Below are 16295 nucleotides of genomic sequence, written 5' to 3'. Positions count from 1 at the left end.
CACCGGCAGCGGCGCCGGCACCGGGCGAGCCGCCGCACCTGCCTTCGCCGCTCGGGGTGCGAACGTCCTGGCTGCCGGACGGCCCGAGGAGAAGTTCGCTGCCGCCCACGCCTCTACGACCGCTGTCATCGATCTGCCCGGCTGTTTCCCCCACGCCTCGTCGGCACGGGGTGAACGTGCCGGTGGTGACCCGATCCGGCGGGGCGGCGGCCGTGGACCTCGCCTGCGCCGCGGGACGTGCTCACCACCTGACGGCCGCCCGCACCCACCGGATCATCCGGATCACGCGGATCTGCAGGCGCCACGGCATCTCGGTGCTCCCCGACCGCGCCGACCAGCTCGCCGCCTACACCACCGGCGCCATCCCGCCGGTGGACGGCGAGTACGCGGCCATGTGACCGATGTCCGACGAGTTGAGGATCTGATACTGCAACTGCTGGATCGGTGCGCCGGGTTCGATGCCCAGCTCGGACACCAGGTTCAGCCGCAGGAGGTTGAAGACTTCGAGTGCCTTCGCCCGGCGCCCGGTGACGGCCAGGGCTCGCATGTACTGATAGTGCAGTCCTTCGTGGAGGGGGTTGTTCGACACCGCCGGGGCGAGGTCGAAGATCGCCTCATCGTGCCGGCCTGTGCCGATCCTCACGTCCGACAGGGCCTCGACGGTGCCGAGCCTGGATTCCTCCAACTGGTGCCGCAGGGATCCCAGTGCGGGACCGGTCATCACATCCACGAAGGCGGCGCCGCGCCAGATGCCAAGGCTGCGGGAGAGCAGTGAGATTCCCTCCGCAGTGCCGCCACTGCGCAGGACGCTCTGGCCAGTTGTGCTCAGCTCTTTGTACCGCCGGTAATCCAGTTGCGCAGCCGCGTCGTTGAACATGTACCCGCCGGGCCGTGTGACCAGCAGTTCACTGGCCACTACGCGAGGGGGGAGCCCCGTAACCCGGGCCAGCTCCTTACGTGACTGGAGCACGTAGGTCTGAATGTTACGGAGCGCACTGACGGGAGAGTCGTCTCCCCAGACTTCACGAACCAAAGTCGACACGGGGATCGTTTCGCCTGCGAGGGCAACGAGGGTGGCGAGAACAGCTCGAGGCTTGGGGGCAAGTTCCACGAAGACGGAAAGATCGTCAACGGACAGTAAGAAAGGGCCCAGTATTCCGACGTTCATCAGGACTCCATAGTCGGCCTTGGGGGCGGCAGAATGAGTCAGGATCCACGGAAGGCTCGTAGACGGATTGTGCACTTGTAGCCCATGTGACACGCAGAACTATGTTACATGAAAATATCGGGCGGCACTGGCCCTGCTCGACGAGGGTCATTCGGGTCCCAGGAAGATCACGCCATCGTCGCGACACGCACTGGATCAGCGTGACAGAAGGAAGGAGAGGAACCATCACCATGAATCTCCCGCATCTTTCTGCCCACGATCACTCACCTGACCAGCGTTTTTGATTCTTCGTTGGGATAATTTTCCGCAGGTGGAGGCAGAGTTTTCGGTTCATTGTTAAATAAATATGCCGGTGAGCAGGGCCTCCATCGCGATGTGACAAAGGAGACGTCTGGGCAGCCGGATGGCGCCTCCCCCGGCCCGAATGAGTCCCCGTGACACCTCGGGGAGCCCGAACTTGGCTGGTTTCCGCATACGATCAGGCCGCAGGAGAACGCGATCTCGGGTCACCGGCTCGAGTGATCGTGATGACCGGAGTCTGATCCTCGACACTCGTAGTGACCAACTCAGCCACACGTGCCGCCTTCGCCGCCTGCGGTACCACCCGGCGCATCTCGCGCCCGAGCCGCGACCGGGCCGGCCTTCTGGTGCAACGGACGCTGACCGTCACCTCGCGTCGCAAGCTCGGCCCGATCACAGAAATCCCTTATGGTGCCGCTGAGTTCGCGGCCGATGGCGCTCTTGCTGTACGGGGTACCAGAAATCTCATGGGCCAGCTCCCGGATACCGAGACAGAGCATGGTGAGCCGCCGAGTGGGCTGCACCTCGAGCACCGGGCCGATGATCGCCGGTATGGCCTCCAGCTCTCCCCTGCGCAGGCATGCCCGGACCGTGTCGATCCGCGTGATCATCTCCATGCCGTAGTACCGGCGCGGTCGGGGAAGTCGGTTGTACAGCACCATCGCCTCGTCCAACAGATCCAGCGCATCGCCGGCCCGGCCCAGCAACAACAGAGAGCCACCGGCGAGATAGTGCTCCCGGTCCAGGGTCAGATTGAAGAACAGGTCTTCGTTGCGTGGATCCGCTTCGTAGACCGAGCTGTTCTTCCACCGTGACAGCAGGGACAGCGCCTCCTGTTGCGCCCCTGCGGCACCCCGGGCCCGAGCCTCCAAGAGCGTCAGGTAGGAATCCAACCCGTCCGGGAAAGGGTGGTTGTGGCCGTCGGCGGCGTATTGGGCCGACTTGGCGTATTCGCCCGACCAGAACGCCATCCGGGACTGTGCGACACGTATCCATCGTCGGGCACCGTTGTGGTCGGCCTGCTCCGCGCACATCCAGCCGGCTCGTGCGTGGCCGAGGGCGACAGCGCGCCGGCCCAAGTCCTCGCATATCCACGCGAGCAGGGTGCACACCTTCGCGGCGATGACGGACAACTCCCTTTGACGGCCTGCTCGTGGACGGCGACGCAGGAGGTCCCACACCTGATCGCGAAGCCGGACCGCTCGCCGGTACGACGCGGCGAGGGAGCTGCGCATGAGGAAGAAGGTCAGCTCAAGCAGCTCGTTCTGCAGCAGCGCGAGCACGTCGTCGTCGACGTTCGCTTCGGCGACAAGCCCGGCCAGTTCGAGGGACTGGGCCGCACTGATCTCCAGACCGTCGAGTGCGGCGTCATCGGCAGCGGACACCGAACCCGCCCCACCCGAATCGGTGGGACCACGCCGTGGTCCCTGAGTCCCGAAGGCTCCCCCGCTCGGAGATTCCGTTCGAGAACGTTCAGCCAGATAGGCGGCGCGGGCGGGCTCCGGCAGTTTCTTGAGGTCCTCGACATCTATCAAGGAACTCCAGGACGTCCCGTACACCGCACCCATGACCCGCAGTGTGTCAACCGAGGGTCGCGTGCCGCGATGCGGCCACTTCTCGTATTCCCATATTCGACCGGCCGCCACGGGCGCTCTCGGGTCACCCAGCACAGCATTGAACCGGATGGCCGCCTGCCCCAGGGTCAACTCGTTGGCCATTCTCCAGGCAGCCCGCGGACGTAATGCGCAATCTTTGGTAAGTTGTATCGCCACATGCCTGACAACTTCGTTCTCGGGTAATCGAAGTCCCGCGAGCATGCTTCGCAACGTCCTGCGATATTGTTTACCGCCTGGCTTCGCGGCATCGTTCACTGCTGCCTCTCATCCGAGTCTCAATCGCCATGGGAAGAGTGATGTGGGCACCGCTCGTCAGACAGACGTGCGTCTGCTCTCGGAACAGGTTGCCGAGCCGCTGCGGGCGGGCGAGGGGCTTGCCGGGCTGACCGGCGCCTCCCAACGGGAAGCCGGGGCGTGGCCACTCGCATGTGACGGCACCGGCATCCCCGTCAGCGGCATGACGGAGGGGAGTCGACTCGCGTCATGGGCCGAGGCAAGGGGCTGGCAGATCGCGACCGCGTCCCATCCACGCCACCGTGTGACGTCCTCGCTCGAACAGGGCGAAAACCGCATGGGAATCCGCATGGAAATCCGTGTGGGAATCCGTGTGGAAGTCGGGATCGGAATCCGTATGAGAAGCTGTCAGAACGCAGTAGACCGTCAGCGAATTCCTCGTTGTACGACGCTGATTCCTGCTCCAGCATGGTGCGTTCCCCCTCTTCAGGGCCGCTTGCTCCCCGCAGCGAGCCTAAGTCCCTCGCTCTCCCTGCGGCAACATGACCTTTCGGCCCCCTTGTGCACCATGCCGCAACGAGGCTTGGAACCCGCAAAAGGATGTTGGGTGTCGGCGACCTGGGCGTAGCACCAGGCTCACGCCATGGAGATCGTCAAGGGCGCCGGGGTATGGGCACACCCCGGCGAAGTGGGCAACGACCGGGTCGAGCAGCTACGGACGTCAGACCTGTCGGTGGGGACGCGAGGAGAACCGATTCGTCGATGTGACCGGGGCCGCGGCCGCAAGCCACAGCCGTATCGCTGCGCTGCATCATCGCCTCTGCGTGCCCGTTCGCCTGCGCCGGGCACGGGCGTATGCCATCGTGAAACGTCCGGCCCGTCGCTCTCCCCCGTGGCCGCGGGCCGGACACCACGACGGGCGCTGTCAGCGCCTCAAAGCCCGGCAAACGCCGGCTCTTGCCCAAGCTGTCACGAGAGGAACCGCTCTGGACGGAAGTCTGCCGGCATCTCGTCTCTCTTCCCGCTGAGGATCTCCGAAGCAAGCAGCCGGCCGATGACCGGCCCGAGCGTGATGCCGCTGTGGGAAACGGCCTCGTAGTAGCCCGGCACGGACGGTACCGCTCCCACCGAGGGGAATCCGTCGCCGGGATGGGCCGGTGGGCTACCTGTGTCTGTGCGATGCGGGAGTTGCCGAGCTCGGGAACCCGTTCCTGGCATGCAAGCACCGGTCACTGCCTGCTGCCGCGGTTGTCCTTGCACAGACCCCGCTCCATGCCCATCAGGGACTTCGAGGAAGTTCATCCTGACGAGCGGAAGTCAGTAGTCGCGGATCTGAGGGTTCACTGTGGGATGCGCGTCACCGCTGGCAGCGCCCAGGCTTGAGAGCAGGCGCAGCCCGTCCTCGGCGGGGCTGCCGGGGGTCGCGGACAGCACCAGCAGCTCCGTGCCCGATCCGTCCGGTAGCGCGAAGTTCTCCTGGTGCAGCTCCAGCAGTCCGACCAGCGGATGCCGATACGCCTTGCGTCCGTGTGAGCGGGCGCGCACGTCCGCGCGGGCCCAGAGGCGGCGGAAGCGCTCGCTGCCCATCGCCAGCTCGCCTATGAGTGAGGCCAGGCGGGAATCATCGGGGTATTTGCCGGCGGCCAGGCGCAGGTGCCCGACCACGTCGAGGGTGCAGTTCGCCCAGTCCGCGTAAAGGCCGCGCTCGGCCTCCTCGAGGAAGATGTGCCGTGCGGTGTTCAGGCCCGGCACCGGCCGACCGTAGAGGAGCCCGGCGAGGCGGTTCCCGGCGAGCACGTCCAGGCGGTGGTTCATGATCAGCGCGGGTCCGTCGGCGACCAGGTCCAGGACGCGCAGCAGCTCGGGCCGGACCCGCCCGCCCGGTGTCTTCGCACGGCGGCGGCGCTGCCGGGCGAGCCGGTAGAGGTGCCCGCGTTCGGTCTCGTCGAGGCCGAGGACGCGGGCGAGGGCGTCGAGGACCTGCTCGGAGGGCTGGGTCGCGCGGCCCTGCTCCAGGCGTACGTAGTAGTCGACGCTGACTCCGGACAGGTGCGCGACCTCTTCGCGGCGCAGCCCCTCGACCCGCCGGCGGCTGTCGGTGGAGATGCCGAGGGCCGCCGGGCCGACCCGGGAACGCCGGGTCCGAAGGAAGCCCGCGAGATCGTCCATGCCCCCAGTATCGCCTCGGCGGAGCCCGTGAAGGTGGCCCTGCCATTACCAGGAAGTCCCGTCCGACGGAACAGGAGCCCCTGAACGCCAGGCGCCGCGGCGCTCAGGATCGAGGGCATCCGATCCGAAGGAGTTCCCATGAAGACGCTGATCGTCCATGCCCACCCGGAGCCGAAGTCGCTCAACAGCTCACTGAAGGACCTCGCGGTGTCCACATTGGAGAATGCCGGGCACGAGGTACGGGTGAGCGATCTGTACGCGATGAACTGGAAGGCGGTCGTGGACGCCGCGGACTATGGCCCCAACGCCTCACGTCCGCTGAAGGTCGCCCTGGACTCGGGCCGGGCCTTCGACTCCGGGACGCTCACCCCGGACGTCCTCGCCGAGCAGGAGAAGCTGCTGTGGGCCGACACGATCATCTTCCAGTTCCCGCTGTGGTGGTACTCGATGCCCGCGATCCTCAAGGGCTGGGTGGACCGGGTGTTCACCTACCGCTTCGCGTACGGCGTCGGCGAGCACAGCGACACCAAGTACGGCGAGCGCTTCGGCGAAGGCACCCTCGCAGGCAGGAGGGCTCTGTTGTCGGTGACCGCCGGCGGTCCGCAGTCGCATTACGCCGCTCGCGGGATCAACGGCCCCATCGACGATCTGCTGTTCCCGATCCAGCACGGCATCCTCTACTACCCGGGCATCGAGGTGCTGCCGCCGTTCGTGCTGTACGGAACCGACCGGATGACCGGCGAGGACTACCCGGACGTCGCCAGGGCCTGGGAGCAGCGCCTGCTCAGCCTGGAGTCGACTGAGCCGGTTGCGTTCCGGCGGCAGAACTTCGGTGACTACGAGATCCCCTCGCTGCACCTGAAGGAGGGACTGGAGCCCGCGGGCCGCACGGGTTTCGGGCTGCACGTGCGCGGCTGACCGCCGGCGATGGAACAGGACGAGCCGGGGAGCGAACCCGAGAGCAGGCTGAGGGCCGTGGCAGCAGTGGCCGCCGGCTGCCTGCTCTCGTCCCTGGGCACCTCCGCTCCCCGGCTGGAACGGAGCCGGGCCCGACTCGCGCCTGACGGGTAGTCACGTGGCGTCCGTGGCTGAAACCATGCAGAACGGGGTGCAGGCTGTGGGGTGGGCGTTCTTGGATGCGCCCAACGCGACGGAGGGAGCGTGGAGTTGACTGCCGGGTGGCCCCCGTGTCGGCTGTGTTCAGCACAGGGGGTACAAGTTGCGCCCAGAGCGCGGTGCGGTGCCTCACGCGTATCCGCGGGGTCGGATGTTCAACGCGTCGACGTGCCCGACGTCCTGTCCCCGGTGGCGGTTGGGCGCCCGGGGCGCCCGGCGCGGGGGAGCGCCGGCGGACGGCGTCCGGCACCTGGCGGGAGAGGCGGCCGGGATGGACAAGAGGCCGGCCATGCCCAGCCCCCGTGACCACCAGGCTCAACAGCCTGGCCGCCAACTACGGTTCGTCCGCCCCGGCCACGCCGCAGAAAGCGGACGCCACCGCGCTGAACGACAGGGCCGCCAGCACCCACCGCTCCCGCAGCGGCGAACCGGAGCGCGCCACCACGCTCGTCCATCAGGTCCGACCGGCCATTACGCAGAACACCACGGCGGCCGGCCGCGGCATCACCGGCGCCCGCCGCGCCGTGTCGCCCTCGGGCAGCCGATGCCTGGCCCGGTAAGCGACTTGGACCAGCCACACCTGGTACGGAGGGTGTGCTCTCATGCCCGCTGCCTTTTGATCATTTCTCGGTGACGTTCGAGGGCAGCTTGGTCTTCTTTGGCCCGGAGCATGGCTGCGGCGACAGCGATCGTATGCACGATGACTCCCGAGACGGCTGCGGCGATGATGCCGGACAGGAGCGCGGCGCTCTTCCCGGAGAGGTCGACGGGCAGTCCCACGGTGTGGCAGAGGATCACCGAAAGCCACAGGGCCACGCCATAGGAGGCCACGCGGACAAGGAACGCGATCAGGTTGAGCACAGTCCCGAGGATGAAGAGGACGGTTTCGTGTTCGTCCGCCTCGTACCACTTTTGGCCGATGAAGACCCGGAGCAAGCTGAGCGGCGTGTTGGCGACCGCGATGGAGGCGGTGAACGCGAGGGCGCAGCACAGGAGGGCGAGCAACTGCTGCGGGATGGCACCGTGCAGGGTGAATTTCGGTATGAGGAGGGTGGCGGTCCACAGGCCGAGGCCGACGGGGATCAGTGAGGTCAAGAGGTCGACCGGGTTGAGTTCCGCTTTGGCGATCCGGGCCTTGGAGAGGAAGCGCTGGCGCCGCTGCTGAAGCTGATGGCCGTGCTGGCGTAGTTCGGTGATCTCCTGGCGGAGCTGGCGGATCGTCTCCAGCATGGAGACACGCTGCAGCTCGCGGTTGTGCAGTTGTGTCTCCAGGTCGCGCACGTAGGCGGCTGCGGCGACGAGCTGCTGGTCTTGCTGCTCGTTCGCCGCGCGCAGGCGTCTGTTGTCCGCCTCGGCGGCGGGCAGATCTGCCCGTGCCCGGGCGAGCGCGGCCTTCAGCCGCGCCACCTCCACATCCAGGGTCCGCTGCGCCTGCTGGGCCTGCTCCAGCTCCTGCACCGCTTCCTGTTCCCGGTGCAGGGCTTCGCCGAGCTTGTCCTCGAGTTGGTAGAACACCGACCTTCTTTGATGCGGGTTCCGGCCTTTGGTCCGTTCCCGGGCCGCTTCCTCTACGGCCCGCAGCGCCTCCATGTACAGCACGGCGGCGTCCTTGCGATCACGGTCCGACACGGGGCGTCCCGTCTTGCGCGCGTAGGCCTCGTGGAATGTGGCCAGCCACTCCCGGGACGGGATCACCTCGCCCCGGACGATGCGCGACAGCCGCGACTCCTCCGTGCCCAACGCCTCGGCCGCCTCGCGCCGCACGGGCCAGGCATCCACCCGCGGCCGCAGATATTCGGCCCACTTCGCAACCGGCTGGGCCAGGCCCTCCGGATCCTTGCGCGGCCGGCCCGGCCCGTTGTGCACCCGGTCCTCACGCGGCACCGCCATCGCTTCCCAACCCCCGAAAAACCCTGCTCACAGGGTTTTTGCTGCTTCCGCACAAACTCCCGACCTGTGCATCCTCTCAGCAGCCCGCACCCGATTGAGGCCGGCGCAGCCTGGAGCCTCATGGTGTGGCAGGGACTCGACGACCAGAGCAGGAAGGCACCGACATGGACTCACGAGAAGCCGGCACCCCCGCCCCGCGGCGTCCCCAATGGCCCGCTGCCGACCGGCAAGGCGCCCGGCACCGTGTCCACCCGCCCTCCGCGCAACGGCAACGCCGTCTTCGCCGCAGCATGACGCGTGCCGCCCTCACGGGCCTCGTCCGCGGCGCCGCCACCGCCGTCGGTACCCTCCTCGCCGGATGGCTCACCAGCTGGGCCCGTGATCACCTGTAGGGCCCACCGCACGAGCCGGTCATGGCGCGCTGATCCGCGGCTCATGGATCCGGCGAACCTCATCGCACGGCACCCCTTCGGCCCTCTCGCCGGCTGGCTCGTCACGGCGGCCGCACGCGCCGATGCGGCCACCCCCGGTGCGCTGGCAAAGGCGAAGAAGAGGGCCGCGACCACCGCCGGCCTGGTCGTTTCAACCCGGGCCTGCTTCGGGTTCACCGCCGCGCCGGGCACCACCGACGACGCCCGGATCCGCGACATCACCCAGGCTCTGCCGCCCGTCTACGCCGACCGGCTGCTCACCGCACGAGAATCCGCGGGCTGGCTCGACGACACCGCCGACACACTGGCGGCGCAGATGCAGGGCGCGGCCGACGACGCCAAGGCCTCGGGCATCAACGTGTGTTCTCCAACCCGAAGAGCGACTTCGCCGGCAAGGGCGTGTGCGGTGACCCGGAACAGGTTCACGGCCTCGTGAAGACCTTGACCAAGTCCGACGAGCCGATCAAGGACTGGCCGCTCATCAACCAGTACGGCCTGTCGGCCCAGTCGTTCCACCCGAAGATCGGGGGCACGCGCCTGTACGCGCATGCTCTCGAACGCATGATGGCAGCCATGAGCCTGTAGCCGTCTGAGTACGGGTACTCATGTCCGGCCCGGCCGTCCTGATGGACAGTGACAGCCGGGCCGGGCGTACGGCGCTGGAGAGGCGCCTGCCGATGAGAGGCGGACAAGTGTGGGAGCTTTCGCGCGACGTGCCGCCGGCTCGAAGAGCGTGTGGGGATCGTTGGCGGTGATCGTCCTGTTAGCCGTCTCGGCCTGTTCCACGACCCCGGACCGTGCCGTCAGCGACAAACAGCTGCGCGAGCTCGGGGAGAGCAGCCAGGCGGTGCAGGCCCGGGAACGGGCGGAACAACGCTTTCGGAGCGTGGCGCAGGCGTACGCCGACCGCACGCCCCTGACGCGCCAGGTCAGGGCGCCACACCGGGATACCGTCGCCAGTTGTGTTGCGTGCAACGTGGGCGCCCTCCCCCGGGCGGCCGAACGCAACAGCTCGGCCTTGTCAGTGGTCGGGTGGCAGGGTGCGGGGTAGGCCGAAGCGGGGTAGGTGGCTGTTTTCGAAGCGGGTCACTGCGGTGATGCGGTCTGCCGCGAGGGTGAGGACCAGCAAGCCGGTGGCGCGCCAAGTGACCGTGTGGCGGTCCAGGAGGTAGACGCCGAAGGCGGGTTGACTGTTGGCTCGGGTCGCGACGAGGCGGTAACGGGTGATCCGCTGGAAGACGGCGGCCAGGAGACGGGTGACCGCTTCGCGGCCGAGGTATTCGACCGGCAGCGGCGGCATCGTGAGGCGGACGTCGTCGGCGAGCAGCGCGACCACGCCGTCGACGTCGCCGGATTCGAAGGCCCGGGTGAGGCCGTCAACGAGCTGCCGCTCACATGGCGAGTCGGGCGGAGGTGGTGGCTGCGTGGCGCCGCATCGTGACGTCTGCGCTCGGAGGCCGGCGCGGGCGCGCTTGAGGGCGCTGGTGACGGATTCTTCAGTGCTGTCAAGGAATTCGGCGACGTCGGCGGCACGGTAGCCGAGTACGTCCCGCAGGATGAGCACGGCGCGCTGACGCGGCGGCAGCAGTTGGACGGCGGTGACGAACGCCAGCGATATCGCCTGTTTCGATGCGTAGCGCGCCTCGGGTCCGGGCGCGGTGTCGGGAACCCCGTCGAGCAGCACGTCGGGACAGGGCTCGAGCCAGACCACCTCGCCGTGGGCAGACGGCTCGGGCAGCTCCAACCCAGCCGCGTTGGTACCGGGGATCGCCATTCGCGGCCTCCTGCCGGCGGCCCGCAACACCTTGAGGCAGCGGTTCGTCGCGACGCGGTAAAGCCAGGTTCGCACCGCCGACCGCGCCTCGAACGCGCTGAGCCCCCGCCAGGCGTCGAACAACGTCTCCTGCAGGGCGTCCTCGGCATCGTGCATCGAACCGAGGAACCGGTAGCAGTGCACCAGCAGCTCCCGGCGGAACGGTTCGACGAGCTCGCGAAACGCGTCGGCGTCGCCGGCCCTGCACCGGGCGATCAGCTCTGCGGTCACCGCATCATCCTCTCCTCGGGCCGGTCGAGCGCCGCCGGTTTCGGCTGCGGATCCGGCCGGACAAGCCGTCCACCAGACCGACCCCGCGCCCCGGGGAAACTGGGCGGCGCGCACCGCCCAGTTTTCGCCGCGCCCCGGATCTACCTCGGTGACCTCGAACAATAGGAGCACCCAATGGGACAGATCGCCGTCTTCGAAAACATCACCCTCGACGGTGTCATGCAGGACCCGATCGGCGAGGAGAGCGTCAGCGCCTTCGACTGGCGCGACAGCCTGTCGGCGGCCGCCAACGAAGAATGGATCCAACGCATCGTGCACGACACGCGTGGCGTGCAGGCAATGCTGTTCGGCCGCCGCACCTACGAATTCTTTGCTCCGCGCTACGCCGACGGCACCAACCCCGTCGCGGAACTCACCAGGAGCATCCCGAAGTACGTCCTGTCCAGCACATTGACCGACCCGTCCTGGACCAACACCACCGTGCTCAACGGTGACGCCGCCACCGAAGCAGCCAAGCTCAAGGCCGACGTCGACGGAACGATCATGATCTGGGCCAGCTCCCTGCTGGTGCGTGAACTGGTCGAGCACGACCTGATCGACGAGCTTCGCCTGGTCGTCTTTCCGCTGGTAATCGGCCACGGTACCCGCCTCTTCAGCGACACCGCCGACGCCAAACACTGGCACCTCGCCGCAACCGACACCGTCGAAGACCTCGTCTATCTCACCTACCGGCGTTGACCCGAATCTTTCGTCGCGGGGGCGGCGGTCCAGGCCGGCCGGGCCGAACTCCGTGACCGCGCCCCTCACCTGATGAACGAGTGGCGTGCTCGAAGCGGATGTAGTCGGTGACGGGCTCGGACACGATCCGGGCCCGCCAGACCTTCACGGCCGTGACGGGCGCTGGCGCATCACCCGCGGCAGCGTGCCTGTTTGTGACAGGTGACCGGTCACAAACACATCGAGATCCGCGCCTCTTGGTGTCTCGCCGGACCAGGCGGCAGGTGCGCCGGCGTCGCTGCTACCCCAATCGCCGCCGTCCCGGTCACCACCGCCGCGTCGAGCACCGCGGCTCCTGTCATCACCGCTTCGTGTCACCAGCCGCAAACACGGGTGATCTCGCGGCTCTACCAGAGGCTGCCGGTGAAGGTGGGTTTCACGACGCACAACTGAAGGAGCCCGGTGGCAGGCGACGTTCACAGCGGTGGCCGTCTCGCCTCCGGCCGGCGACCGAGCAGGAGCTCCCTGGGGACGTGTGGCATGGCGGTTGTTCCGCGGCTGGGCCAGGCGATGTCGTCAACGGCGAGAAACGGCTCGTCGGCCACGGTCGCGGGGGTTGCCCCGGTGAACGCCATGACGTCCCGATGCAGGTGGGACTGGTCGGCGTAGCCGGTGTCGGCGGCGACGTGGGCCGCGCCTTCACCCGCGACCAGGCGGTGGGCGGCATGGTCGAAACGCACCAGCTTCACGGCGCGTTTGGGCGGCAGGCCGAGCTGCGACCGGAACCGGGACCACAGCCGCTTACGGCTCCACCCGACCTCGGCCGCCAGTCCATCCACCCGGATCAGGCCACGGCTGACAACGATCCGGTGCCAGGCCCAGGACACCTCCGGGTCCACCGGCGGCCCCGCCTCATGCCGCCGGGCGAGCAGCGCGTCCGTCAACACGAAGCGATCCCGCCAGGACGAGACATCGCCGAGTTGCTCGCGGATCCGTGACGCCTCCCGGCCCCACAGGTCGCCCAGCGACACGACGCCGCCGTCGAGGTCGGCGGGGGAGGCGCCCAGAATCGCGCGTGCGATCACGGGGGACAGGCGCACCTGTACGCACTCGACGTTCTCTCCCCGCGCCCGAACCGCGCCCGCGGACCCGAGCCCGGGCCCGGCGACGATGCTTCCCCGCTGCTGCCGCCCTGCGGCACAGTCAAGGACGGGCGAACCGGCGCCGAACTCCAGGAGCAGCGTCACAGCCGGGTGCGGGACTATCCGGAGCGCGTCCAGGTCACGGACACTGAACCCGGCCATGGTGACACCGGCCACCCGGCTGGGCAGCCGCGGGCACTCCACGCCCCACACAGCCGCGTCGTGCACAAAAGACCGCATCATCCCATGCTACGTGCGCCGGCTGAGGGGAACATTCGTCCAATCCACCGGTGCGTACTGGCGGAGACAGTGGGCTCATGACTGTTTCTGACGGCGGTCCGTACGTGAACGGCGACGCCGAGAGTTCGACCCTGTCGCTGGACGACGGCGACATCCACGTGTGCCAGGACGGCCCCCGCGACGCCCCCGCTCTCCTCCTCATCCACGGGTCCGCATCCTCGACCCGCTCGTGGAACCCGATGGTTCCGCTGCTGACCACATCTCACCGCGTCGTCCGGATCGACCTGCTCGGGCACGGCCGGTCGGCCAAACCGGCCGACCGCAGCTACGCGATCCCGGACCAGGCACGCCGGGCCGGCGTGGCACTGGACCGGCTCGGCGTCGAGCACGCCGTGGTCGTCGGTCATTCCAGCGGCGGCGTGGTCGCCACCGCCCTCGCCGAACAGCGGCCCGACCTGGTGACCGCGCTCGTGCTCGTCAACACCGGTCCCAGCCTGGACGCCTTCATCGCATCGGAGTCCGCCGCAATCGGCCTCTCGCAGTGGCCGCCGACCGACGAGCAACTCCGGCAGTTCGCGAGCACGGGCTTCAGCCGCGCGGGCTACCAGATCCCAGCAGAGCTCCTGGACGATGTGCGCGGTATGACGTACCACTCGCTCACCACGACGATGCGGGCCACCCGCTCCTACCTCGAGCAGCGGACGCTTCCGGATCGGCTGACGGTTCTGGGCAAGCCGCTACTGGTGATCTTCGGCGAGGACGACCGCAGATGGCGATCCTCATCCGCCTCCGACTACCGCGCCGTTCCGGGCGCAAGGGTCGAGCTGCTGTCCGGTCTCGGACACTCACCCATACTCGAGGATCCCCCGCGGACCGCCACCCCCCTGCTGGCCTTCACCGCGATCCACGCCGTACAGGCGGACTGAATGAAAACGAGGGGTGCCATGCAGATTCTCGTCTCCGGCGCCAGCGTCGCCGGTCCGGTGCTGGCCTACTGGCTCACCAGGCACGGCTTCTGCGTCACCGTCGTTGAGCGCGCGTCGGCTCTGCGCAAGACCGGCGGCCACGCGGTCGACCTGTTTCGGCCCGCGATGAACATCTCGGAGAAGATGGGCGTGCTCCCGCGTATCGAGGAGCGGGCCACCGGCACCAACCGAATGACCGTCTACCGGGAGGGCGCACGGCGTCCCGTCCGGGCGGACCTCTCCAAGATCTTCAGCGCCGCGTCCGACCGGCACGTCGAGATCATGCGCGACGACCTGAGCGAGATCTACCACAACGCCACACGCGACGACGTCGAGTACCACTTCGGCGACTCGATCACCGCGATCTCGCCCGACGGCGAGGTGCGGTTCGAAAACGCCGCGCCGCGCCGCTTCGACCTCGTCGTCGGCGCGGACGGGCTGCACTCCAACGTGCGCCGCCTCGTCTTCGACGAGGAGCCCCGCTTCAGCGCCTTCATCGGTGCCTACCTCGGGGTGCTGACCCTGCCGAACATCTCCGACCTCGACGGCGAACTCCTCATCCACGTCGGCGTCGGCCGCACTGCCGGCATGTACGGCGCGCGGCACCTCGGCGACGCGCGGGCGTTGTTCCTGTTCCGGAGCGAGCGTGAGCTCGACTACCACCACCACGACGTGCCCCGGCACAAGGAGCTGCTGCGCGGTGCGTTCGCCGGCATGCACGCCCACGTGGACCGCTGGCTGGACGAGCTCGACCGCACCCCGGCGTTCTACTTCGACTCGATCACCCAGCTCCGCATGGACACCTGGTCGCAGGGGAGGGTGACGCTCGTCGGCGACGCGGGCTACTGCCCCGGTCCGGCCGTCGGCGGCAGCACCACCCTGGCCGTCGTCGGCGCGTACGTCCTCGCCGGAGAACTGGCGCGCGCGGGCGGCGACCACGAGCGCGCCTTCCCCGCCTACGAGCGCATGATGGCGGAGCACGTGCACGGCAGCCGCGCGGTCGCGCTGAGCGCGGCGAAGACCCTGATCCCCACCTCACGCCTCGGCGTGAAGGGACTGGCCCAGGGGGCCCGCCTGATCTCCGCCCTGCCCGCGGGCCCCAGCCGCGCCCTCCTCCGCCTCACCACCAAGAGCGCACGCCTCTACAACTCCATGACCGTCGACGACTACCGGCCGTCATCAGGCCACGCGACCGTGCCAGCCAGGGACGTCTCACGGCCTCGTTGAAGACCGCCGCAGCGGCGGCACCGCGCGCAGCAATGCCCACAATGGGCCTGAGCCTGTTGGCCGCGTGGGAAAGGACCTGCTGGTCAACAAGGCGCAGGTGCTGCTCTTGGGCAGCCCTCCACCCCGGAGCGGACCACGTAGCGGGCCTTGTGCTCGGGTGTCTGCTGCTCGGTGCGGACGCGGCGAGGAGGTCGGGTAGGGGCCATGCCGGCCCGCGCCGACCTGGCCCCGGGGGCAGGTGACCTGCCGGCGGTCGAAGTCGATGCGGAAGTCGTCCCGGCCGAAACCCTCGTTCCTGCGGTGCTGGCGGGTGGGGTTGCCCGGCAGCGGCCCGCTGACGGTGACCCGGTGTTCCCTCTCGGCTCGTTCCAGGTGGACGAGAGAGGTGTAGCCACCGTCGACCGGATGCTCGGCGGGCAACAGTCCGCGCCGCGCCGGCCGGGCAGGGATACCGGGCAGGGCCTGGCCGTCGTTCGTGGCGGCCGGGGTGGTGGCCACGTCCGTGATCGCGTTGACGCTGTCGGAGGCACACGTCTCGGTGACATGGGCCGCGAATCCCTTCCAGCTGATGATGTGCCCGTGCCGGACGTAGCGCGCTGTGATGTCGTAGGGAGAGACGATCGCCGAGGAGGGGGCGGCAGCCCGCCGTCGCCGACGGTGCGCCAGCGCAGGCGGCCCGCCTCGTCACGGTAGTGGTTCTGCACCATGATCTGCCGCAGAGCCTGGACCCCGGGACCGAAGGCGCGGCCGGCGCCGTGCTCGCGCAGATGCTCCAGCAGCCGGACGGCGTCGTCGCCGGTGGTGTTGATCCTGGTCTTGGGCAGGTGTCGTGTCCGGAGCGGCTGGTGAACCGCCGGTGCCACCGATCCGCAGCGCCCGGGCACAGCGCAGATGACGCCCTGGTAGGCGCGCACGGTGACGGGGGCGGTCGGGGCCACTCCGCACACCGTGCGACCACCTGGCGTAGACCGCCGGCGCGGACGGCGCACTCATCGCGTCTCCCGCGAGACCGATGTAGATCACATTGACCGGGACA

At 68.6% G+C, this 16295-nt stretch carries 16 protein-coding genes and 1 pseudogene; 9 read left to right on the top strand and 8 right to left on the bottom strand.

The features are described from left to right. Nucleotides 1-158 precede the first annotated feature (158 nt). Nucleotides 159-359, top strand: a pseudogene (locus BIV23_RS54090) (IS5/IS1182 family transposase); the annotation flags it as partial. Here the strand turns inward: BIV23_RS54090 and BIV23_RS53310 are convergent. The 4 genes from BIV23_RS53310 to BIV23_RS31525 form a co-directional block, all read right to left on the bottom strand. Beyond that, complete coding sequence (locus BIV23_RS53310; protein WP_079173514.1) at nt 347-1168, bottom strand: AfsR/SARP family transcriptional regulator; 822 nt, start codon at nt 1166-1168, stop codon at nt 347-349. The pseudogene BIV23_RS54090 and the gene BIV23_RS53310 overlap by 13 nt on opposite strands. A 566-nt stretch (nt 1169-1734) precedes the next feature. After that, nucleotides 1735-3036 carry a hypothetical protein gene (locus BIV23_RS31530; RefSeq protein WP_143079151.1) on the bottom strand — a complete coding sequence of 434 codons (1302 nt, stop codon included), beginning with the start codon at nt 3034-3036 and terminating at the stop codon, nt 1735-1737. A gap of 1251 nt (nt 3037-4287) precedes the next feature. Continuing rightward, entirely contained in the window at nt 4288-4428 is a 141-nt protein-coding gene (locus BIV23_RS52410) for a hypothetical protein (protein ID WP_245790732.1), read from the bottom strand. A 207-nt stretch (nt 4429-4635) separates the two neighbouring features. Continuing rightward, entirely contained in the window at nt 4636-5487 is an 852-nt protein-coding gene (locus BIV23_RS31525) for a helix-turn-helix transcriptional regulator (protein ID WP_071384392.1), read from the bottom strand. A gap of 138 nt (nt 5488-5625) precedes the next feature. On the opposite strand from BIV23_RS31525, the gene BIV23_RS31520 reads away from it, so the two are divergent. Both BIV23_RS31520 and BIV23_RS31515 read left to right on the top strand, forming a co-directional pair. Further along, nucleotides 5626-6405 (top strand): NAD(P)H-dependent oxidoreductase, encoded by a 780-nt coding sequence (locus BIV23_RS31520; protein WP_071384391.1) that lies wholly within the window; start codon nt 5626-5628, stop codon nt 6403-6405. Between the two features lie 500 nt (nt 6406-6905). After that, nucleotides 6906-7163 (top strand): hypothetical protein, encoded by a 258-nt coding sequence (locus BIV23_RS31515; RefSeq protein WP_071384390.1) that lies wholly within the window; start codon nt 6906-6908, stop codon nt 7161-7163. A gap of 40 nt (nt 7164-7203) precedes the next feature. On the opposite strand, the gene BIV23_RS31510 is transcribed toward BIV23_RS31515, so the two are convergent. Beyond that, nucleotides 7204-8493 carry a hypothetical protein gene (locus tag BIV23_RS31510; RefSeq protein WP_071384389.1) on the bottom strand — a complete coding sequence of 430 codons (1290 nt, stop codon included), beginning with the start codon at nt 8491-8493 and terminating at the stop codon, nt 7204-7206. Nucleotides 8494-8613: 120 nt separating this feature from the next. Here BIV23_RS31510 and BIV23_RS50675 point away from each other — a divergent pair, with 120 nt between their 5' ends. From BIV23_RS50675 to BIV23_RS50670, 3 genes are all read left to right on the top strand, one after another. Continuing rightward, complete coding sequence (locus BIV23_RS50675; protein WP_177240108.1) at nt 8614-8787, top strand: hypothetical protein; 174 nt, start codon at nt 8614-8616, stop codon at nt 8785-8787. Between the two features lie 141 nt (nt 8788-8928). Continuing rightward, entirely contained in the window at nt 8929-9360 is a 432-nt protein-coding gene (locus BIV23_RS52405; RefSeq protein ID WP_245790731.1) for a hypothetical protein, read from the top strand. Beyond that, nucleotides 9357-9509, top strand: a complete 153-nt coding sequence (locus tag BIV23_RS50670) for a hypothetical protein (protein ID WP_177240107.1) — start codon at nt 9357-9359, stop codon at nt 9507-9509. Before BIV23_RS52405 ends, BIV23_RS50670 begins: the two co-directional genes overlap by 4 nt. A gap of 436 nt (nt 9510-9945) precedes the next feature. Here the strand turns inward: BIV23_RS50670 and BIV23_RS31495 are convergent, their stop codons facing one another. Further along, nucleotides 9946-10968, bottom strand: a complete 1023-nt coding sequence (locus tag BIV23_RS31495) for an RNA polymerase subunit sigma-70 (RefSeq protein ID WP_071384387.1) — start codon at nt 10966-10968, stop codon at nt 9946-9948. 174 nt (nt 10969-11142) lie between these two features. Between BIV23_RS31495 and BIV23_RS31490 the strand changes: the two genes are divergently transcribed. Then, a complete protein-coding gene (locus BIV23_RS31490; protein ID WP_071384386.1) occupies nt 11143-11706 on the top strand; it encodes a dihydrofolate reductase family protein in 564 nt (187 codons plus the stop codon). On the opposite strand, the gene BIV23_RS53650 is transcribed toward BIV23_RS31490, so the two are convergent. Together BIV23_RS53650 and BIV23_RS31485 are read right to left on the bottom strand one after the other, a co-directional pair. Beyond that, complete coding sequence (locus tag BIV23_RS53650) at nt 11690-11830, bottom strand: hypothetical protein (RefSeq protein ID WP_425443543.1); 141 nt, start codon at nt 11828-11830, stop codon at nt 11690-11692. The two genes, BIV23_RS31490 and BIV23_RS53650, sit on opposite strands and share 17 nt — an antisense overlap. Before the next feature lie 331 nt (nt 11831-12161). Then, nucleotides 12162-13067, bottom strand: coding sequence for a helix-turn-helix domain-containing protein (locus tag BIV23_RS31485; RefSeq protein ID WP_245790730.1), 906 nt, complete (start codon nt 13065-13067; stop codon nt 12162-12164). A gap of 77 nt (nt 13068-13144) precedes the next feature. Here BIV23_RS31485 and BIV23_RS31480 point away from each other — a divergent pair, with 77 nt between their 5' ends. Together BIV23_RS31480 and BIV23_RS31475 are read left to right on the top strand one after the other, a co-directional pair. Continuing rightward, nucleotides 13145-13993: an alpha/beta fold hydrolase gene (locus tag BIV23_RS31480; RefSeq protein ID WP_071384385.1), complete on the top strand. Its 849-nt coding sequence runs from the start codon at nt 13145-13147 to the stop codon at nt 13991-13993. 18 nt (nt 13994-14011) lie between these two features. After that, nucleotides 14012-15259 (top strand): FAD-dependent monooxygenase, encoded by a 1248-nt coding sequence (locus BIV23_RS31475; RefSeq protein ID WP_071384384.1) that lies wholly within the window; start codon nt 14012-14014, stop codon nt 15257-15259. The last annotated feature ends 1036 nt before the right edge of the window (nt 15260-16295 follow it).

This window comes from Streptomyces monashensis (genome assembly GCF_001866665.1).
Lineage (GTDB): Bacteria > Actinomycetota > Actinomycetes > Streptomycetales > Streptomycetaceae > Streptomyces > Streptomyces monashensis.
The sequence above is the reverse complement of the archived record's forward strand: the minus strand, read 5'-3'. Positions and strand labels throughout refer to the sequence as shown.